Genomic DNA, 19475 nt, shown 5'->3' on the forward strand with positions numbered 1-19475 from the left:
TGCGATCTTGTCCCAGACAATTGAGTCGAGAGCGAAAAGATCAAGATCAAAAGATCGCAGGCTTCGCCAGCTCCTACAGAGCCCAACGGGGCGGTGCGACGTTACCAGGTGAGCACCGCCCCCACCGCAAAGGTGTCGGTGTCTTCGTTCTGGGCGCTGGTATCGTGGCCGTTGATTTCGAACTGGTTGTACTCGGCCACGAGCTTGAGGTTGTCGTTGATGTCGTGGAACAACGCGATGCCACGGGTTTCGTAATCGGCGCCACTGCCCACCACGCCGTTGCCGTCGTCATCGGTCTTGCCGTAGGACAACGCCAGGCGGTTCTTGCCCAGCTTGTAGGAGCCCTGCAACAGGTAGCCCTTGCTGTCGACATTGCGCAGGGTGGCTTCACCGGCGTTGTTGGTGAAGAACGGGTTGATGCCCTTGGCCTGGAACCCCGAGCCGGTCAGCGACAATCCGCCCATCTTGGCCTGCACGCCATACCCCAGGCCCTTGGACGTGACCGACTCGACGGTGGCATCGGTGTTGTCCGAGGTCTGGTAACTGCCGTTGAGCCAACTGTAGATCTTCGCCCCGCCCAGGTCGAACTGGTAGGTGATCTCGCTCTCGGTGCGCGGGTTTTCCTGATAGGCCTTGCCCGTGGCGCTGTTGTCGTTGGTGTCCACCGGGTCCATGATCCCCACCGCCACGCGCAAGCCCTCCATCACCGGCGTGCGGTAGGTGATCTGCGAGGTCGGGAACGGGTACGGATAACCGCTGCCGATGTTGCCGAACGAGACGCCACCACCGTCCACCAACCCCAGGGTGTCGCTGACCTGGCCATAACCGGCGAGCAGTTCGTCCAGCAGGATGTTAGAGCGGGCAAACAGGCCGAAGTCCTTGCCGATCAGCACCTCGCCCCACTCCGGGTTGGCCACGGTGCCGTAGAACTGGCGCACGTCGATGGCGGTGTCGGTGCCATTGGTTTCACTGTCGTTGATGGTCACCCAGAACGAGGCCCGGGCGCCGAGCTTGAGGTCATCGACCTGCTTGCCCATGTTGAAGCCCAGGTAGTTGGGCAAGAAGCCCATCTTGACCCGCGCCTGCCGACGGTCGTACTGCTCACCCGCGCGGTCAACGTCGCTGTTGACGTAAAAGGCATTGATGTAGCCGTCGGTGGAAAAGGTGGTCTGGTCCTTGTCGTACAGCATGATTTCGGCGCTGGCCCAAGGCATCAAGCCCAGGCTCGAAACACCTACGATGACCGCAGGCAAAAAACGTTGGCGGGTATTTTTATTGTTGTGCATGGCGCGCTCCGCAACAGGGGACGGGATGTCGGAGGCGATTATCGAAAGGTGCCCGGGCGCGTCATACGCTGCCTTGGAGGCAATTGGCGGCTGCTTTGGAAGCGCCGGCCCGGCGCGGCAGTTTGGGCGTAAGACTGCGATGCCGACGGGGGCGGTACTTTGGGTGTGGGCCGCAGGGCGGCCTGGGGGATGTAGGGTTGGTGCCGAGTGCCACCGACTTGTGGCTAAGAGGGTTATCTGTGGTAGCAAGGCCTGCGCAGCAGGCCTCTCTGCGGTGTATCAGAACCGCGGTTTGACAGTCTTCCAGCCCGGCCGGTAACGCTGCATCTGCCGCACATCGTCGCGCTGGCGGATGCCGCAACTGAGGAACTGCTCATGCAGCTTGCCCAGTTGATCCCGGTCCAGCTCCAAGCCCAGGCCCGGCGCCCGGGTGATCTTCACGCAACCGTCGACAATCGGCAGCTTGCCGCCCTTGATCACCTCCTCATCCGGCTCCTGCCACGGGTAATGGGTGTCACAGGCGTAGTCCAGGTTCGGCACTGCGGCCGCCACGTGGGCCATGGCCATGAGGCTGATGCCCAGGTGCGAGTTCGAATGCATCGACACGCCCAGGCCGAAGGTGCTGCACATTTTCGCCAAGGCCTGCGTGTCGCGCAGGCCGCCCCAGTAATGATGGTCGGCCAACACGATCTGCACGCTGTCCAGCGCCACGCTGCGGCGGAACTCATCGAAATCGGTGACCACCATATTGGTCGCCAGCGGCAACCCCGTGCGTTGGTGCAGCTCGGCCATGCCCTCCAGGCCTGGCGTCGGGTCTTCGTAATACTGCAGGTCATCCCCCAGCAACTCGGCCATGCGAATCGAGGTTTCCAGGGACCAATTGCCATTGGGATCGATGCGCAACGGGTAGCCGGGAAACGCCTGCTTCAGAGCCTTGATGCAGGCGACTTCATGCTCCGGATCGAGAGTGCCGGCCTTGAGTTTGATGCTTTTGAAGCCATAGTCCTGGATCATCCGCCGGGCCTGGGCAACGATCTGTTGTTCGTCGAGCGCCTCGCCCCAACTGTCGGGCGGGTACGGCGAATCGATGTGCTCGGCGTACTTGAAAAACAGGTACGCGCTGAACGGAATCTCGTCGCGAATCGCGCCGCCCAGCAGGTCCACCAGCGGCACGTTCAGGTAGTGGGCCTGCAAATCCAGGCAGGCCACTTCGAACGCCGAATAGGCGTTGCTCACCGCCTTGCTCGCATGGGAACCCGGCGCCAGTTCGGCACCGGCGACGCTGGCCGGTTTCTGCGCGGCGACGGTCGCCTGAACGATGGCCCGCAACTGATTGAGGTTGAACGGATCCAGGCCGATCAACTGGCTCTGCAATTGCTGCTGGATTGCCAAGGCCGGTGCATCGCCGTAGCTCTCCCCCAGGCCGATGTAACCGTTGTCGCTCTCGATCTCGATGATCGAACGCAACGCGAACGGCTCATGGATGCCGCTGGCGTTGAGCAAAGGTGGATCGCGAAAAGCAATGGGGGTGACGGTGACGCGTTTGATCTTCATACAGCGGCTCCCGATGGGCCAGGGTTCAGCGCCAGGGGGCTGTCAGGCATAGCGTCCAATAGGTTTTTCAAGGGTGCCTCCCGATCATTGTCTTTGTAGGGAACGGGACGATGATGGACACGGCGGATTGTTCCCGTCTAATCTAACTTGGCACTTGATTGATACCTGGATTGAATCAATGTTTGAACTGGCCCAGCTACGCTGCTTCACCACCGTGGCGACCGAACTCAACTTCCGTCGCGCCGCCGAACGCCTGAACATGACCCAGCCACCGCTGAGCCGGCAGATCCAATTGCTGGAGCACCACCTGGGCGTCGAGCTGTTCACCCGCAGCACCCGCAGCGTGGCACTCACCGCCGCCGGCCGGGCGTTTTTCATCGAAGCACAGAACCTGTTGGAACAGGCGCAACAAGCTGCCGTGGCGGCCCGGCGCTTTGCCCAGGGCGACATCGGTTCGGTGACCATCAGCTTCGTCGGCAGTGCGGTCTACGAATTCTTGCCAAAGGTGATCGCCGAGGCCCGGCTGAAACAGCCCCAGGTCAAAATCGTCCTGGCAGAGATGAACACTTACCAACAACACGAAGCCCTGCGCGCCCGGCGTATCGACCTGGGCATCGTCCGCTCGCCCCTGCTGGAACCCGGCTACGCCACCGAATGCCTGGTGCGCGAGCCCTTCGTACTGGCGGTGCCTGCCGGACATCCGCTGGCCAGCGCCGAGACCGTGAGCGTGCAGGATCTGGACGGCCAACCGTTCCTCATGTACGCCCACGCCGCCTACCCGCCCTTCAACGAACTGCTCACCGGCATGCTGCGCTCGGCGCAGGTCGCGCCGCAATTCGTGCAATGGCTGGGGTCGTCGCTGACGATCCTGGCGCTGGTCAACGCCGGCATGGGCCTGGCGCTGGTGCCGCGTTGCGCCACCAGCGTGGTGTTCAAGCAGGTGGTGTTTCGCGAGATCGACCTGGGCGAAGGGGTGCAGAGCGAGTTGCACCTGGTGTGGCGCGAGGACAACGACAACCCGGCGTTTACCATGTTGCTGGAGGGGATTCGGGGGGCGGTTCGGGAGGGATTCTGAAGGCACTCTCGCCGAAGCTGCGGCATGTGAAACCTGTGGCGAGGGCGCTGTTCTCGCTGGACTTGTGTAGGGGCTGCCGAAGGCTGCGATCTTTTGATCTTGATCTTTCGCCTGGGACTCAAGTGTCTGGGGAAAGATCGCAGCCTCGTTGCACTCGACAGCTCCTACATAGCTCCTACACAGCTCCGGCACAACGCCTGCACACCAGCTGGAGCGGGCTCCCTCGCCCCCTTGCCAGCGACCTATTCCAGTTCTCTCCGAGTAGTTGTACGATGACCGACGAGACAATAATGGCTCGCGTTCCTGATACCTACAACAACAAGGAAATCCCCATGAAAAAAGCGACATTGGTCATCAGCTTCTTGTGCCTGTTCAGCGGCTACGCAGCGGCAGTCGCTACATCGCCCGAGCAAGAGGTGGCCCAGGCGGTCGATCACTTGACCCAAGCCATGCTGCACAAAGACATTCCCCAGCTCCAGGCACTGGCCGCCGAGAACCTGACCTATGGTCACTCCAGCGGCAACATCCAGGACAAGAAAGCTTTCATCGCCGACATTGAAACAGGCAAGAGCGCGTTCAAGACGCTGGAAATGCAGAACCAGAAAATCACCTTGTCCGGTGATGTGGCGCTGGTGCGCAACCACTTCTCGGCGCAGGCGCTCAAGGGCACTGAAGTGGTGCCGACAGAAATCGAAAACTTCCAGATCTGGCAGAAACAGAAGGATGGCAAGTGGCTGCTGATCGGTCGTCAGGCGTTTCGGTTCTGATCGTCGACTGACCTAAGACGTACCCTGTGGCGAGCCTGGCCCTCGCCGCAGGGACTCCCTGGCTAACCCCGCCCCTTCAACTACCCCAGAAACGCCGAGCGATACGCCCCCGGTCCGATGCCATAAGCCTGCTTGAACCGACGCGTCAGATGACTCTGGTCGGAAAAGCCCAACTGCAATGCTACATCGATAGGCAACCAACCTTGTCGCAACAGGATCGCGGCCTGGGCCAGACGCTTTTGCATGACCCAACTATGGGGCGGGACCCCGGTCGCCTGACGAAACACCCGGGCAAAATAAAAGGGTGAAAGATTGACACTTGCCGCCAGCTCCACCAGGGATGGAGGGTTGCTCAGCCGACTCAATAGCAGGTCCTGAGCCTGGGTCACCACCAGCGGTTCCTTGCCCGGCATCACCGCGCTGCCCACGCGGGCGTGGCGCTGGAACAGCATCAACGCAACCTCGCGCCAGGCTGTTTGTTGCTGTAATGCACAGGCGCCCTGCTCGGCCAATCGGTGGACATGGCTGAACGCGAACGACACTTGCGGATCGTACAGCACACTGGTGGAAAATCTGGGAGAACCACACAGGACCAGCTCTAGCTCTTCAAGAATTCCGGCGAGATGTTCCAGGGTCGGATAGAACCCACGGTAGCGCCATCCTTGCCGATGCGCGGTAGCGCCGGTGTGCAGCTCATCCGGATTGATCAGCACCATGCTGCCGATGGGCGCGATATGCTCACTGCCTCGATGACGAAAACGCTGGGCACCGGATTCGATTACCGTAAATACATAACCTTCATGAACATGCGGAGTAAAACGCTGCTGAAGATATTGCGCGCGAAGCAGCTCCACGCCTCCCAGGCTTGAGGCTTGCCAAAACCGCGTTTTCTCCACCGCACTGGCGATCCCCTGACTCATGGCCACCACCTGAAAAAATAGAAACAACCCATGCTGAGCAACACGCTAGTCAGTACGTTACGAGTCAACACCATCAAGCCAACGGCACACAGACCACCCAGCAAATAAGGATTGCTGATACTGAGCCCGAGGGTATGCCCGGGCAAGAAGATAATCGGCCCACAAATGGCGGTCAGCATTCCCGGGACGGCGAAACCGAGAAAGTCTCTGGTGCCAGGGCCCAGCTTGAAAGGCAGCCGCGGTTCCAGGAAAACATAACGATTGAGGAACACGATCAGCCCCATACCGACGATCACTGCAAAAATCATCGTTTTTCCTGCCTGCAACGTTTACAGAAAAAACCTGCAGCCATGCCGGCTATACCCGACACAACCAGGGCGGATTCATACCGCCAGTAACTCAAAAACACCGAGCAAAACAGCGCTACGCCAACACAGACTGCAATTGGAACCGTCCGCACCAACGGAGTAACCAGGGCGATGAAAGTCGCAGCAATTGAAAACTCCAGTCCCAGAGCCTCTAACCCAGGAACCTTATGGCCCATGACAATACCCGCCAGTGTGAATAGGTTCCAGGCGAGATAAAACGTCAGCCCGACGCCCAATGCGTACCAGCGATCGAAGGCTCCAGGATCGCGTTGGCTGTTAAGGGCGAAAAACTCATCCGTCAATAAAAACCCCAAGGTCAGGCGCCAGCGTGACGACAGGGCCGACAGCGTAGGACGCATGTGCATCCCGTACAAAAGGTGCTGCGAGGTGAGCAGCAACGTCGTCATCAGGATAGAGAACAGGCTCGCCCCGCTCTTCAACATGCCGATCGCCACCAACTGCGCGGCACCGGCGAACACGATGATTGAGAATCCCTGGCTCTGCAGGGGGCTCAGATCTGCATCAATGGCCATTGACCCGACGAGAAGCCCCCAAGGGGCGCAAGCAATCGAGAGAGGGAGCACTGCAATGGCGCCCTGGCTGAATGCTTGCAAAGGTGATGGACAACGTATCATCTGGTTTTCACAACTCAGTGACTGGGCAGGCAAAGGTCTCAGACACCGAGCCAGACTGTCTTGAACGATCTTGCTCATCAGGGCGCGACGAGTGCCTGGCCTTGTTCGTCAGCAAGACGCCCTTGCGCCTATAACTGATCCCCGGCCCATTGCGCCCGGTACTGCAAGAGAAAGTCCACGAAGGCACGTACCCGTTGCGGCACGTAGCGGCCATGGGGGTACAGCAAGGTGAACGGCCGCGAGCGCCCCGCATAAGGCTGGAGTACTTCCACCAAACTGCCGTTGGCCAGTTCTTGCTCGACGATGAAGCTGTAGGTCTGAAACAGTCCAGCACCATGCCTGGCCAACGTCACGCCACCAAGCACATCGTCCGAACAGCAATAACCCCCTTCGCCGAACACCTCCTTTTCTTTGCCCTCGACCTTGAACAACCAGGAAATCCGCCGCCCGCTGCTGGGCAATTCGAACTGGATGCACTCGTGGTCGTCCAGGTCTTCAAGGACCTGCGGCGTGCCGGCCTTGCGCAGATAGTCAGGAGACGCGACTACTACCAATGGGGCGTCTTCCAGCAGCCGGGCGATCATCGAAGAGTCCGGCTGGGCCCGCACCCGGATGGCGAGGTCATACCCTTCGGCGACGAAATCGATGTTTCGATTGCTCAGGTGCAGGTCCACAGTCACTTGCGGGTACAGCGCCCGGAAGACCGGCAGCAAGGGCAGGATGCGGTGATGGCCGTAGGTGGTGGGCAGGCTGATGCGCAGTCGCCCGGACGGCACCGATTGCGCGCCCATCATTTCCTGCTGCGCCTCGACCAGTTGCGTTAACGCCTGGCGGCATTGCTCGAAATAGGTCTTGCCCGCTTCGGTCAGGCGAATGCTGCGGGTGGTGCGCACGAAAAGCCGTGAGCCCAGGCGCTCTTCCAGGCGAAAGATCGAACGGCTCACCGCCGCCGGGGTAACCCCCGCCAACTGCGCCGCCGCCGTGAAGCTGCCCGCCTCTGCCGCCAGGCAGAACAGTTCTATGCTGCCCAACTGCAGGTCTTCGAAATGACGCTTCATGATTCATTACACCGCGTATCAACTGAAGTTTCCAAAGGCCTGTTTATCAGTCTGCGGCGTATAAATACAGTGGCCCCTTCATGGCGCGGGAATCTTCCTGCGCACTTTCCCAGCAACAGGAGTGCAACATGCCTTTCGTCAACGTGCGAATTACCCGTGACGGTGTCACCCGTGAACAGAAAGCCCAGGTGATTTCCGAAATCACCGAAACCCTCCAGCGCGTACTGGGCAAGGACCCGCATTTGACCCATATCGTGATCGAAGAAGTCGACACGGATAATTGGGGATATGCGGGGATGACGACGACGCAGTATCGAAGTCTTCCCAAGGAGTAAGGCCCCACCTTTGCGAGCCCGGTCCGATTGACTGGGCTTTTTTCTGCCTGCCAACCCGCCAACCCTGTGGGAGCGAGCCTGCTCGCGATAGCGGTGTGTCAGTCAATATCAATACTGACTGGCCTGACGCTATCGCGAGCAGGCTCGCTCCCACAGGGATTTCTAGGCTTTTCAAATTGATTACATGACGTATCAACTCAAGTACCAGAAGCCTTATTTATCAAACCCTGGCGCATCAATACCCTGAGCTCAACCACCGCCAACACAGGCGCACCGGTTCAACTCAATGTGATCAGGAGTCAATCATGAGTCTCAACAAAACCGTCATCATTACCGGCGCTTCCAGCGGGATCGGCCTGGGTTTGGTCAAGGCGTTCCTGGGTCGGGGTTATAACGTGGTGGGCAATGCCCGCTCCCCGTCCGGCCTGGAGGCTGCCGCCACCCAGCTCGGCCACCCGGCCGGTTTCATCGGCGTGGCCGGCGACATCGCGGACCCGGCCACTTCAACCGCCCTCATCACTCAAGCCGTCAAGGCGTTTGGCGCCGTTGACGGGCTGGTGAACAACGCCGGTTTCTTCCTGCCAAAACCCTTTGTCGAATACAGCCCCCAAGACCTGGACGCGCTGCTGGACACCAACCTCAAGGGTCTGGTCTACGCCAGCCAGGCCGCTGCCGCGCACATGATCGGGCGCCAGCAAGGCTTCATCATCAACATTTCGGCCGCCGTGGCCCTGCAGCCGAACATCCAGGTGCCGGCAGCACTGCCGGTGTTGATCAAGGGCGGCGTCAACCAGATGACCCGCGCCCTGGCCCTGGAACTGTCGCCCCACAACATCAAGGTCAACGCCGTTGCCCCCGGCATCATCGACACGCCCATGCATGACCCCGCGCACCGCGACTTCCTCGACAACCTGGCCCCAGCCGGTCGCGTGGGCACCGTCGAGGAAATTGCCGAGGCCGTGTTGTACCTGGCGGGTGCTGATTTCACGACGGGTGCGATACTGCCGGTGGACGGCGGGATGAGCACAGGCAAGTGGTAAAAAGAAAAACCCCGAAGGCAGAACCTTCGGGGTTTTCATGAAGCGCGGAACTCAGAGCGTGTAGGAGATGCCGGCCTGCACGGTTCGCGGGGCGCCTGGGTAGGCGTAGACGCCACCGAATGCACCTTCTTCGTAGTCGGCGTCGAACAGATTCTTCAGGTCCAGGTTGAGGCGGATCCGCTCGTTGACCTTGTAGTAACCGAGCAGGTCCACGACGGTGTAGCTGTCCATGGTAAAGGTGCTGGCCGCGGTATTACCGGCCCGCTCATCGACGTACTTGGCGCCTAAGCCCAGGCCGAGCCCCTTGAGGCCACCGTCCTGGAATTCGTACACGTTCAACAGGCTGAAGGCGTTCTTGGGCACGTTGAGCAGGCGGGTGCCGGACGGGATGCTGTTGTCCTTGGTCACTTCGGCATCCACATAGGCGTAGCCACCGATCACGCGCCATTGTGGCGTCAGGTTGCCCGCCACGTTCAAGTCAAAACCACGGCTGCGCACTTCGCCGGCGGCCACTTTGAAGTCCTGGTCCAATGGGTCGGGGGTCAGTACGTTGCGTTTTTCGATCTGGTACACCGCAGCATCGACACTCAACTGGCGATCCAGCGCTTCCCATTTGACGCCTATTTCGTAGGATTTGCCCTCTTCCGGTTTGAACCCACCCCCTGCACTGCTGCGACCAGTGTTAGGTTTGAACGAACGGGCGGTATTGGCATACACCGCCACGGTGTCGGTCAAGTCGTAGATCATTCCCAGCCGCGGGGTCACGGCACTGTCGCTCACGTTCCAGTTTCCAGTGTCGGTGACGAACGTCTTGTACTTATGCTCGAACCGCTCGAAACGCGCCCCGCCCAACAACTTCAAGCGCTCAGTCAGCGCCACCTGATCCTGCACGAACACACCAAACGTCTTGAGGTTTTCCTCGTCATTTGTGGGCGTGCGCGTCAAGGCCGGGCGTGGCTGGCCATACACCGGGTCGAAGATATCGATCGGGTAGACACCAGTACCCGGGGCGGAGCGCTGGATGATGGACTTATAGTCGTAGTCTTCATACTCGATGCCCGTCAACAACGTGTGCTCGAACCCGCCAGTGGAAAAATGCCCGGTGAGGTTGAGTTGGGTGTCGTGGTCGGTCCATTCCAGCTTGCGGTAGTTGAAGTTACGCCCCAGGGTGCGCCCATCGGCGGCGATGCCGTTGCCTTCCACCGCGTTGCCCTGCAGGGTGCCGTCGAGCCATTGGGTACCGCCGGCCAGGGTCCAGTCGTCGTTGAGCATGTGCTCGAAACGCACCTGCAGCATGTTATTGTCGTTGTGCAGCTTACCGACGTCTTTTTCGCCGAAGAACGTATCGCGCGACGCGGTGCCGCGCTGGCCGGCGTAATGGGTCAAGCCACGGTCCAGCGGCGCGTTGTTGCGCATGAAATCGCCTTCGAAGGTCAGGCGCGTGGTGTCGTTGACCTGCCAGGTCACCACCGGCGCAATGCCGTAACGCTCGGTCTCGACGTGGTCGCGGAATGTGTCGCCGCCCTCGCCGATCACGTTCAGGCGATAAGCCAGACGCCCTTCCTCGTCCAATGGACCGGAGGCGTCCAGCGTACCGCGACGCATCCCCTGGTCGCTGACCTGGCTGCCCAGGGTCACTGTGCGCTCGGCCAACGGCTGCTTGGACACCACGTTGAAGGTACCGCCCGGGTCGCCACGGCCATAAAGCATGGTGGCCGGGCCGCGCAGGACTTCCAGCCGCTCGATGGTGTTGGCGTCCGGCATGTTCGGGTAACCACGGTTGATCGGGAAGCCGTTGCGGTAGAACTCTCCGGTGGTGAAACCGCGTACGGTGAAGGTGGTCAGGCCCTGGCCGCCGAAGTTGTTGCCCCGGCCGACCCCGCCGGCGTAATCGAGGGCGTCCTGCAGGCGCGTGGCGCCGAGGTCTTCGACCACGTCGCGAGACACCACGGAAATGGATTGCGGGGTTTCATGGATCGCCGTGTCGGTACGGGTGGCACTGGCCGAACGGGTGGCGTGATAGCCCTTCACCGGGCCCTGTGCTGATTCATAATCGGCAGCGCCGACGATATCCGTGGCTTGCAACTCAAGGGAGGCCGGCTTGGCAGGGATTGGCTCTTCGGCCCAGGTGGGAATGGAATAAGCCTGGAGCACACACAGTGAAACGAGAATCCGACGCATCGATGCACAATCCTAATGGAAACAAGCCACCCACATCGGGAGGCTGACAAAAATGTGTCGTGAAAGATACAGTAACTCATTGTCGTTTGATATCTATTCCCATTAGCACCGATGTTTTTTGTGACCGGTCAGTCCGCCATCGCGAGCAAGCTCGCTCCCACAGGGGCCCGGGGCCAACCACAAGGTTTATACCCACTGAAGATCCAATGTGGGAGCGAGTCTGCTCGCGATGGCGTCGGGTCAGTTTGCATCAATGTTGAATGCCAGGCCGCCATCGCGCGAGCAAGCTCGCTCCCACAGGGGCCCGGGGCCAACCACAAGGTTTATACCCACTGAAGATCCAATGTGGGAGCGAGCCTGCTCGCGATGGCGTCGGGTCAGTTTGCATCAATGTTGAATGCCAGGCCGCTATCGCGAGCAAGCTCGCTCCCACAGGGGGCCGGGGCCAACCACAAGGTTTATACCCGCTGAAGATCCAATGTGGGAGCGAGCTTGCTCGCGATAGCGGACTAAAGCATTCACCCAAAAGCTGACTAAGCCGCCACAATCGACTCCTGCTCCACCCGCTGGAAGAACACCTGCGCACGATGATCCTGGGTATAAGCCACGTTCAACCGCAACCAGTCGCACGCCTCGCCCTGGGGCAGGAACGTCGAGCCTTGGGACAGTTGGATTTGCAGCTCCCGGGCGATCTGCTGCACCCGTTGTGCCGCCAGCCACCGCGGCCTGGCCCAGACGAACAGGCCCCCCATCGGCTCGGCAAATACCTCCCAGTGGGCCGGATTCAATTGGCGCAGCGTGCTCGCCATCTGCTTGTTCAGGCGCTGGCGCAAGCGCTGGATCAGCTTGCGATAAGCACCGTTGGCCAGCAACGTCGCCACCACGTTTTCCGCCAGCAGCGAACAACCGATGCCGGTAATCATCTTGACTTCGGCCAGGCGCTGGATGATCTCGGGATGGGCAACCACGTAACCGATGCGCAGCGAACTGGACAACGTCTTGGAAAAACTCGCCAGGTAGATCACCCGGTCCAGGGCATCCAGAGAAGCCAGGCGTGAGGTCGAACCGTTCTGGAAATCGGCGTAGATGTCGTCCTCGATGAGGCGAACGTCATGGGCGGTTGCCAGTTGCAGCAGACGATAGGCCACACTCGGCGCCAGGCTGGTGCCAGTGGGGTTGTGGTACATGCTGTTGATGAGGAAATACGAGGGCTTATGCTCACCGAGAAGCTGTTCCAGGCGGGCGATGTCCGGGCCTTGCGCGGTTCTTGGCACCGCCACGGTCTGGACCCCATGCAGTTTCAGCAGATTGAACAGGTTGTAATAGCCAGGGCTTTCCACCAGCACCAGGTCGCCGGGCTTGAGCAGGGTTCGCACCAGCAGATCGAGGCCCTGGCTGGCACCTTGGGTGGTGATGATTTGCGCCGGGTCGACGTGAATATCGATCAGGCCCAGGCGTTTTTGAAGGTGCAGGCGCAGATGAGGCGAGCCCAACGGGGTGCTGTAGTTGAACAACGCGTGGTTGTCGCTGCGCACCACTTGGCGGATCGCCTGGCCCAGCTCGGTGTCGTCGCGCCAGGCATCGGGCAGCCAGCCGCAACCGAGCTTGAGCTGCGTCGATTCATTGTCGAACAGCCGCCACGGTGCGTTATCCGCTTCAGGTGCAGGTTCCACCGGCTGGGCCAACTGCTGCGCGACAAAAAAGCCCGCGCCGTGCCGGGACTCCAGCACCCCACTGGCGACCAGTTGGTCGTAGGCCTTGATCACGCTCGACAAGCTCAGGCTGTTGTCCCGGGCCAGTTGCCGAATCGACGGCATGCGCGCGCCGGGGCGAATGCCATGAGCGTTGATCCAGCCCATGAGGTGCGTCACGAGCTGCCGGATCACGGGCTCGGCAACGTTACGATCAATCTTCAGGTCCACGGCTGGCACTCTTGGCTAAGTGTTCTCGAATTTTGAGCGAACAGTTAAGCATAAATGGCCTGGGTCTGTTCCTTGTTTGCGTTGTACCCACAAGTGATAGTCCCCGGGACTTCATACCCCCCTTAAGGAACACGCTTGAACCCACAGCATCGACATTCCTGGGGGCTGGCTTTCGGCCTCTGCCTGATCACCCTTGCGGTCAACCTGCAGGCGCCGCTGTACACCACCTACGCGCAGTTGTCCGGCTACGGGGCCGGCGCCACGGCGGTGGCGTTTTCCGGTTATGTGCTGGGCGTACTGCCGGTCCTGCTGGCGTTCGGCGGGCTGGCCGACCGGGTGGGACGCAAACCGTTGATCCTGGTCGCCCTCGGGCTGTCGATGCTGGCGACGCTGGTGACGCTGCTCTGGCCAAGCCTGGAGGCACTGGGTGTGGCGCGCCTGATGATGGGGGTCGGCACAGGTCTGGCCTCAGCCACCTCGACCGCTTACATGGCCGAGCTCATGGCAACCCGCGATCCCCGCTCGCCGGCCAACCGGGTCACCGCCAGCACCTCCCTGGGCTTTGGTCTGGGCGCGGCGTTGACCAGTCTGTTCCTGTTCGTCCATCACAGCGCCACACCCGGCAGCTTCTGGTTGCAGCTGATGTTGGCTGCCATCGCGATCGTCGTAGTCTGGCGGCTACCGGACCCAGCGCTGAAAATCAAAAGCGCGCCCTTGCTGCGCCTGCCGTTGTTTCCCACGGGCAGCCTGCCCTACAGTTTTTCCATGCTGCTGGCCTGGGCGACCTCGGGCCTGGTCATCGCCATATTGCCGTCGGTGCTGGCGACCCACGACTTGCAGCGTTGGTCTGGCCTGTCGACCTTCACGGTCATCAGTTGCGGCTTGCTCTTCCAGCCCTGGGGTCGGCGCATGCAACCGGCCAGGGCAACGGGCTTGGGGTTGTTGATCCTGCCCGCGAGCTACGCGCTGCTGGCCTGGGGCGCGAGCGCCGGCTCCCTGCTCGCCGTGTTGCTCGGAGCACTGGGCGCCAGCAGCGCTTGCTACGGTTTCCTGTACCTGGGCGGGTTGTCAGCCGTCACGGCCATGGCCGACACGGAAAAGGCCCGGGTCAGCGCCGGGTTCTTCCTGTTCGCCTATGTCGGGTTCAGCATCCCGGTGGTGGTGACCGGGTTATTGGCCGATCATTTCGGCGCTGACGTGGCATTGATCGTCTTCGGCCTGGCGCTGCTGGCGGGGGCGTCTGTTACCGGATGGCGCATCGTCCGGACCGAGGCTTATGTGAGCCACCTGTCCCACGGCTGAACACAACCCCTTTGCCAAGAAGCTGTGTAAGAGCTGCGTGTAGGAGCTGTGTAGGAGCTGCCGAGTGCAACGAGGCTGCGATCTTTCCCAATACACTTGAATCTCAAGCGAAAGATCGAAAGATCAAAAGATCGCAGGCTTCGCCAGCTCCTACGCAGCGCCTTCCCGGAACACCGCGCCCGGTAAAGTCGTATACCATATCCCCACCTAAGCCGAACGACCCGCCGCCGTGACTTTATCCAAGTTCAACCTGCCTGACCTGGGCAACACCCCTTCCACCTCGGAAATCATCACCCGCCACCTGCGCGACGCCATCGTGGCCGGCCACTTTGCCGAGGACGAGCCCATTCGCCAGGATGACATCGCCCGGCAGTTCAACGTCAGCAAGATCCCCGTGCGCGAAGCCCTCAAACGCCTGGAGGCCGAGGGCCTGGTGATGTTCCAGCGCAATCGCGGGGCGATGGTGACGCGCATTTCCGAGGCGGAGCTGGCGCAGATGTTCGAGGTGCGCATGCTCCTGGAAGACAAAGTGCTGCGCTTGGCGATCCCCAACATGACCGAGGACACCTTCGCCCGCGCCGAAGGCATCTGCCAGGAGTTCGTCGGTGAAGATGACGTAGGGCGCTGGGCCGAACTGAACTGGCAGTTGCATGCCTGCCTCTACGAACCGGCGCAACGGCCCTTCATGGTGAGTCTGATCCGCTCGGTCCACGACAAGCTGGAGCGCTACTTGCGCATGCAGATGAGCTTGTCGGCGGGCAAGGAACGCGCCGATCACGAGCACCGGGAAATCATCAAGGCCTGTCGCACCGGCGACGTCGAGCGTGCGGTGAAGCTGCTGGACGAACACATCGCCGGCGTCTGCGAAACCTTGTTCAAGTTCCTGCCTTCAAGCCATTGATCGGTTGGCACTGTGCTGATTTCGTCATCGACGGCAGATAAATCCATCAAGCCGTCGCCCCCCGGCGCGGGCCACGCTTGCCGTCACTCATCTGAACGGACGTGGCCCTCCCATGAAACGCATCACCGTGATCGATTCCCATACCGGCGGCGAACCGACCCGACTGGTCACCGACGGTTTTCCTGACCTGGGCCCGGGTAGCATGGCCGAGCGCAAGCAACGCCTGGCCACGGAACACGACGCGTGGCGCAGCGCCTGCGTGCTCGAACCCCGGGGCAGCGATGTGCTGGTGGGGGCGCTGCTCTGTGAGCCGGTGGACCCCAGCGCCTGTGCCGGCGTGATCTTTTTCAATAACAGCGGCTACCTGGGCATGTGCGGCCACGGCACCATCGGCCTGGTGGCGTCACTGGCCCACCTGGGCCGGATCGGCCCCGGCGTGCACAGCATCGAAACCCCGGTGGGCACGGTACAAGCAACCTTGCACGAAGACCGCTCGGTCAGCGTGCGCAACGTGCCGGCCTACCGTTACCGCAAGGCCCTGGCCCTGGAGGTGCCCGGCATCGGCCCGGTGGTGGGCGACGTGGCCTGGGGCGGCAATTGGTTTTTCCTGGTCGCCGAACATGGCCAACGCGTGGCCGGCGATAACCTCGACGCGTTGACCGCCTACACCTACGCCGTGCAGCAAGCCTTGGAGCAGCAAGGTTTTCGCGGCGAGGACGGCGGCCTGATCGACCACATCGAACTGTTTGCCGACGCCCCGCAAGCCGACAGCCGTAATTTCGTGCTCTGCCCGGGCAAGGCCTATGACCGCTCCCCGTGTGGCACCGGCACCAGCGCCAAACTGGCGTGCCTGGCGGCCGATGGAAAACTGCAACCCGGGCAGATCTGGCGCCAGGCCAGTGTCATTGGCAGCGAGTTCGAGGGTTCCTACGAGCGTTCGGGCGAGCGCATCGTGCCGACCATCCGCGGCCGAGCCTACATCAGTGCCGAAACCACACTGATCATTGAAGCCGATGACCCGTTCTCCTGGGGCATTCGTCCGTGAGCGAGGGCCATGTCGCCGATGTGATCATCATTGGCGCGGGCATCATCGGTGCCGCCTGTGCCCAGGCGCTGGCCCGACGCAACGTCAACGTGTTGGTGCTGGACGCCGGTTGGCACGGCGCCACGGCGGCCGGCATGGGGCACCTGCTGGTGCTCGATGACAACCCCGCGGAGCTGGCCCTGAGTCAATATTCCCTGCAGCGCTGGCGCGAGCTGGCCCCAGCCCTGCCCGACGGCTGCGCCTGGCGCAACAACGGCACCTTGTGGTTGGCGGCCAATGCCGAAGAAATGGCGGTGGCCCATAGCAAATACCTGAACCTGCTGGCCCATGGCGAAGCCTGTGAATTGATCGGCCATGCCACCCTGCGTCAGCGAGAACCCGAGCTGCGCCCGGGGCTGGAAGGTGGGCTGCTGATCAAGGGCGATGGCATCCTCTACGCCCCGGCGGCCGCTCGCTGGATGCTGGACGCGCCCAACATTCGCCAGCAACGGGCGCAGGTCAGCGAAGTCGACGGTCATCGCGTGCGCCTCGACGACGGTCGCTGGTTGAGCGCCGAAGCGGTGATTCTCGCCAATGGCATCCAGGCCACTGAATTGTGCCCCGAACTGCCGATCGTGCCGAAGAAGGGCCACCTGCTGATCACCGATCGCTACCCCGCCACTGTCACCCACACCCTGGTGGAACTGGGCTACGTCACCAGCGCCCATAACGCCAGCGGACCGTCGGTGGCGTGCAATATCCAGCCGCGCCCGACAGGGCAATTGTTCATCGGCGCCTCGCGGCAGTTCGGCACCGTCGATCCGCAGGTGGAAGGCTGGATGCTGGCGAAGATGCTCAAGCGCGCCGTCGAATACGTGCCAGGGTTGGCGCCTCTGAACGGCATCAGGGCCTGGACCGGTTTTCGTGCAGCAAGCCCCGACGGCTTGCCGCTGGTGGGCCAACACCCACAGCGCCAGGGACTGTGGCTGGCGGTGGGTCACGAAGGCCTGGGCGTGACAACAGCGCCGGCAACGGCCGACCTGCTGGTCGCGCAGCTGTTCGACGAAACCTCACCTCTGGCCGCGCTGCCTTATCTGCCGCAGCGTTTTTTGGGAGAACCGGCCCATGCCTGAAGCCCGATACACTTCCCCTGTGGCGAGGGAGCAAGCTCGCGCTGGGCACCGTAGGAGCTGCCGAAGGCTGCGTTCTTTTGATCTTTCGCTTGAGATTCGAGCTATCAGGGAAAAGATCGCAGCCTCGCTCCGCTCGGCAGCGCCTACAGGCCCGGCGCGAGCTTGCTCCCTCGCCACAGGTTCTGGGTGTGCTCAAGGCATCCGCTTAGCCAAGGAGGATTGTCCCCATGCCTGACTTGTTTTTGGACGGCCGCCCACTCTCGGTTGCCAACGGCACCAGCGTCGCGGCAGCATTGGCGTTGGGCGCGGATGGGTGCAGTCGCACCTCGGTCAGCGGCCAGCGCCGTGCGCCCTTATGCGGCATGGGCATCTGCCAGGAATGCCGGGTGCTGATCGACGGCCGTCGACGCCTGGCCTGCCAGACCCTGTGCCATGACGGCATGCAGGTGCAGACCCGACCATGAACGAAACCACCGACCTGCTGATCATTGGCGCCGGCCCCGCTGGCATGGCCGCCGCCCTCGCCGTAGCCGGCAGCGGCGCGCGCATCGTGCTGCTGGACGATAACCCACTGCCCGGCGGGCAGATCTGGCGCGACGGCCCCCAGGCCAACCTGCCGAGCGCCGCCCGACACCTGCGCGCGCAACTGCAAACCTGCGCCAACGTACGTTGCCATGCCGGCACCCGCGTGATCGCCTGCGCAGCGGATAAAACCTTGCTGGTCGAAGATGCCGAGCGCGGCTGGCAGATCAGCTACGAGCGCTTGATTCTCTGCACCGGTGCCCGCGAACGGCTGCTGCCGTTTCCCGGCTGGACACTCCCCGGCGTGACCGGTGCTGGCGGCTTGCAGGCGCTGATCAAGGGCGGCGTGCCGGTGCGCGGCGAACGGCTGGTCATCGCCGGCAGCGGCCCCTTGCTGTTGGCCAGCGCCGCCACCGCGAAGCATCAAGGCGCACAGGTGTTGCGCATCGCCGAGCAGGCCAGTCGCACCGCTGTCGCCGGCTTCGCCGCACAACTGCCGCGCTGGCCGGGGAAGCTTTTCCAATCGTTCAGTCTGTTCGACCGGCAGTACCGCACCGACACCCATGTGGTGGAAGCGCTCGGTCGGGAACGGCTGGAGGGCGTGCGCTTGCATCAGCAAGGCAAGACGATTGAATTGGCCTGCGACCGGCTCGCCTGCGGCTTTGGGCTCATTCCCAATACCCAATTAGGCCAGGCCCTGGGCTGCGCGGTTAAAGACCAGGCGCTGGCGATTGACGCCTGGCAAGCAACCACTCGCCATGAACATTACGCGGCAGGCGAATGCACCGGTTTTGGTGGCAGCGAACTGGCGCTGGTGGAAGGCGCCATCGCCGGCCATGCCGCCGTCGGCAATAGCGCAGCCGCCCAGCGACTGTGGCCGCGCCGGGCACGCTGGCAGGGTTTCGCCCGGGCATTGAACAAGGCCTTTGCCCTCGATCCACGGCTCAAGACCCTGGCCACGGCTGACACCTTGGTCTGCCGCTGCGAAGACGTGCCGTATGGCGAACTGGTCGGCCACGAAAACTGGCGCGAAGCAAAACTGGCAAGCCGCTGCGGCATGGGCGCCTGCCAGGGCCGAGTGTGCGGCGCCGCCCTGGAACACCTGTTCGGCTGGACACCGCCCACACCTCGCCCACCCTTCAGCCCGGCGCGGATCGAAACCTTGCTGAACCTGGAAGAAACCCCTCCCACCTGAACCCGACACACATCCCACTCTGACCTGTACTCACCACAAATCCCCTGTGGGAGCTGAGCTTGCTCGCGATAGCGGTGGGTCAGTTGGTAGAGATGCTGCCTGTGCCGCCGTCATCGCGAGCAAGCTCGGCTCCCACAGGGGATTGCCATAACCCCCAGATCTGTGAACACGCCGGAACCCTGTGGGAGCGAGCCTGCTCGCGATGGCGGCGTGACAGGCACTACATTTTCGACTGACACTGCGCCATCGCTCCCACA

The 19475-nt window shown here is 62.0% G+C and carries 18 protein-coding genes; 10 read left to right on the forward strand and 8 right to left on the reverse strand.

Annotated features, from left to right (window positions below; genetic code table 11):
* Positions 1-101 precede the first annotated feature (101 nt).
* Complete coding sequence (locus AACY42_RS16330) at positions 102-1286, reverse strand: porin (RefSeq protein ID WP_339480894.1); 1185 nt, start codon at positions 1284-1286, stop codon at positions 102-104.
* A 279-nt stretch (positions 1287-1565) separates the two neighbouring features.
* Entirely contained in the window at positions 1566-2840 is a 1275-nt protein-coding gene (locus AACY42_RS16335; protein WP_339480896.1) for a glucarate dehydratase family protein, read from the reverse strand.
* 178 nt (positions 2841-3018) lie between these two features.
* Here AACY42_RS16335 and AACY42_RS16340 point away from each other — a divergent pair, with 178 nt between their 5' ends.
* Together AACY42_RS16340 and AACY42_RS16345 are read left to right on the forward strand one after the other, a co-directional pair.
* On the forward strand, positions 3019-3915 hold the full coding sequence (locus AACY42_RS16340) for a LysR substrate-binding domain-containing protein (RefSeq protein ID WP_339480898.1): 897 nt from the start codon (positions 3019-3021) through the stop codon (positions 3913-3915).
* A 332-nt stretch (positions 3916-4247) separates the two neighbouring features.
* The gene (locus AACY42_RS16345) at positions 4248-4682 is read left to right on the forward strand and encodes a nuclear transport factor 2 family protein (RefSeq protein ID WP_339480991.1); all 435 of its coding nucleotides are present in this window, start codon (positions 4248-4250) and stop codon (positions 4680-4682) included.
* 80 nt (positions 4683-4762) lie between these two features.
* Here the strand turns inward: AACY42_RS16345 and AACY42_RS16350 are convergent, their stop codons facing one another.
* From AACY42_RS16350 to AACY42_RS16365, 4 genes are all read right to left on the reverse strand, one after another.
* Positions 4763-5602, reverse strand: a complete 840-nt coding sequence (locus tag AACY42_RS16350; RefSeq protein WP_339480900.1) for a helix-turn-helix transcriptional regulator — start codon at positions 5600-5602, stop codon at positions 4763-4765.
* A complete protein-coding gene (locus AACY42_RS16355) occupies positions 5599-5910 on the reverse strand; it encodes an AzlD domain-containing protein (RefSeq protein ID WP_339480902.1) in 312 nt (103 codons plus the stop codon). The genes AACY42_RS16350 and AACY42_RS16355 overlap by 4 nt, the downstream gene beginning before the upstream one ends.
* Positions 5907-6605 (reverse strand): AzlC family ABC transporter permease, encoded by a 699-nt coding sequence (locus tag AACY42_RS16360; RefSeq protein WP_339480992.1) that lies wholly within the window; start codon positions 6603-6605, stop codon positions 5907-5909. Before AACY42_RS16360 ends, AACY42_RS16355 begins: the two co-directional genes overlap by 4 nt.
* 128 nt (positions 6606-6733) lie before the next feature.
* Positions 6734-7663 carry a LysR family transcriptional regulator gene (locus AACY42_RS16365; RefSeq protein WP_339480904.1) on the reverse strand — a complete coding sequence of 310 codons (930 nt, stop codon included), beginning with the start codon at positions 7661-7663 and terminating at the stop codon, positions 6734-6736.
* A 128-nt stretch (positions 7664-7791) separates the two neighbouring features.
* On the opposite strand from AACY42_RS16365, the gene AACY42_RS16370 reads away from it, so the two are divergent.
* Together AACY42_RS16370 and AACY42_RS16375 are read left to right on the forward strand one after the other, a co-directional pair.
* Entirely contained in the window at positions 7792-7998 is a 207-nt protein-coding gene (locus tag AACY42_RS16370) for a tautomerase family protein (protein ID WP_003202537.1), read from the forward strand.
* A gap of 305 nt (positions 7999-8303) precedes the next feature.
* Entirely contained in the window at positions 8304-9038 is a 735-nt protein-coding gene (locus AACY42_RS16375) for an SDR family NAD(P)-dependent oxidoreductase (protein WP_339480909.1), read from the forward strand.
* Positions 9039-9089: 51 nt separating this feature from the next.
* Here AACY42_RS16375 and AACY42_RS16380 read toward each other — a convergent pair whose 3' ends face one another.
* Entirely contained in the window at positions 9090-11219 is a 2130-nt protein-coding gene (locus tag AACY42_RS16380) for a TonB-dependent siderophore receptor (RefSeq protein ID WP_339480911.1), read from the reverse strand.
* A gap of 533 nt (positions 11220-11752) precedes the next feature.
* Positions 11753-13141 (reverse strand): aminotransferase-like domain-containing protein, encoded by a 1389-nt coding sequence (locus AACY42_RS16385; protein ID WP_339480913.1) that lies wholly within the window; start codon positions 13139-13141, stop codon positions 11753-11755.
* Positions 13142-13276: 135 nt separating this feature from the next.
* Here AACY42_RS16385 and AACY42_RS16390 point away from each other — a divergent pair, with 135 nt between their 5' ends.
* The 6 genes from AACY42_RS16390 to AACY42_RS16415 all read left to right on the forward strand — a co-directional run bounded on the left by AACY42_RS16390 (position 13277) and on the right by AACY42_RS16415 (position 19218).
* Positions 13277-14443: an MFS transporter gene (locus AACY42_RS16390; RefSeq protein ID WP_339480915.1), complete on the forward strand. Its 1167-nt coding sequence runs from the start codon at positions 13277-13279 to the stop codon at positions 14441-14443.
* Between the two features lie 229 nt (positions 14444-14672).
* Complete coding sequence (locus AACY42_RS16395; RefSeq protein ID WP_339480917.1) at positions 14673-15344, forward strand: GntR family transcriptional regulator; 672 nt, start codon at positions 14673-14675, stop codon at positions 15342-15344.
* A gap of 112 nt (positions 15345-15456) precedes the next feature.
* Positions 15457-16389: a 4-hydroxyproline epimerase gene (locus AACY42_RS16400; protein ID WP_339480918.1), complete on the forward strand. Its 933-nt coding sequence runs from the start codon at positions 15457-15459 to the stop codon at positions 16387-16389.
* The gene (locus AACY42_RS16405) at positions 16386-17501 is read left to right on the forward strand and encodes an NAD(P)/FAD-dependent oxidoreductase (RefSeq protein WP_339480920.1); all 1116 of its coding nucleotides are present in this window, start codon (positions 16386-16388) and stop codon (positions 17499-17501) included. The genes AACY42_RS16400 and AACY42_RS16405 overlap by 4 nt, the downstream gene beginning before the upstream one ends.
* A 227-nt stretch (positions 17502-17728) precedes the next feature.
* On the forward strand, positions 17729-17965 hold the full coding sequence (locus tag AACY42_RS16410; protein WP_003202550.1) for a 2Fe-2S iron-sulfur cluster-binding protein: 237 nt from the start codon (positions 17729-17731) through the stop codon (positions 17963-17965).
* A complete protein-coding gene (locus AACY42_RS16415; protein WP_339480921.1) occupies positions 17962-19218 on the forward strand; it encodes an FAD/NAD(P)-binding oxidoreductase in 1257 nt (418 codons plus the stop codon). Before AACY42_RS16410 ends, AACY42_RS16415 begins: the two co-directional genes overlap by 4 nt.
* Positions 19219-19475: the final 257 nt, after the last annotated feature.

Origin of the sequence: Pseudomonas sp. RL_5y_Pfl2_73 (genome assembly GCF_963970515.1) — a bacterium.
In the GTDB taxonomy this organism is placed as follows: Bacteria; Pseudomonadota; Gammaproteobacteria; order Pseudomonadales; family Pseudomonadaceae; genus Aquipseudomonas.

Excerpts from the sequence above, each read along its gene's own strand:
- AACY42_RS16340 (WP_339480898.1), top strand. The coding sequence starts at position 3,019 with ATGTTTGAACTGGCCCAGCTACGCTGCTTCACCACCGTGGCGACCGAA.
- AACY42_RS16400 (WP_339480918.1), top strand. The coding sequence starts at position 15,457 with ATGAAACGCATCACCGTGATCGATTCCCATACCGGCGGCGAACCGACC.
- AACY42_RS16410 (WP_003202550.1), top strand. The coding sequence starts at position 17,729 with ATGCCTGACTTGTTTTTGGACGGCCGCCCACTCTCGGTTGCCAACGGC.
- AACY42_RS16365 (WP_339480904.1), bottom strand. The coding sequence starts at position 7,663 with ATGAAGCGTCATTTCGAAGACCTGCAGTTGGGCAGCATAGAACTGTTC.
- AACY42_RS16360 (WP_339480992.1), bottom strand. The coding sequence starts at position 6,605 with ATGATACGTTGTCCATCACCTTTGCAAGCATTCAGCCAGGGCGCCATT.
- AACY42_RS16380 (WP_339480911.1), bottom strand. The coding sequence starts at position 11,219 with ATGCGTCGGATTCTCGTTTCACTGTGTGTGCTCCAGGCTTATTCCATT.
- AACY42_RS16415 (WP_339480921.1), top strand. The coding sequence starts at position 17,962 with ATGAACGAAACCACCGACCTGCTGATCATTGGCGCCGGCCCCGCTGGC.
- AACY42_RS16375 (WP_339480909.1), top strand. The coding sequence starts at position 8,304 with ATGAGTCTCAACAAAACCGTCATCATTACCGGCGCTTCCAGCGGGATC.
- AACY42_RS16370 (WP_003202537.1), top strand. The coding sequence starts at position 7,792 with ATGCCTTTCGTCAACGTGCGAATTACCCGTGACGGTGTCACCCGTGAA.
- AACY42_RS16335 (WP_339480896.1), bottom strand. The coding sequence starts at position 2,840 with ATGAAGATCAAACGCGTCACCGTCACCCCCATTGCTTTTCGCGATCCA.
- AACY42_RS16355 (WP_339480902.1), bottom strand. The coding sequence starts at position 5,910 with ATGATTTTTGCAGTGATCGTCGGTATGGGGCTGATCGTGTTCCTCAAT.
- AACY42_RS16345 (WP_339480991.1), top strand. The coding sequence starts at position 4,248 with ATGAAAAAAGCGACATTGGTCATCAGCTTCTTGTGCCTGTTCAGCGGC.
- AACY42_RS16350 (WP_339480900.1), bottom strand. The coding sequence starts at position 5,602 with ATGAGTCAGGGGATCGCCAGTGCGGTGGAGAAAACGCGGTTTTGGCAA.
- AACY42_RS16330 (WP_339480894.1), bottom strand. The coding sequence starts at position 1,286 with ATGCACAACAATAAAAATACCCGCCAACGTTTTTTGCCTGCGGTCATC.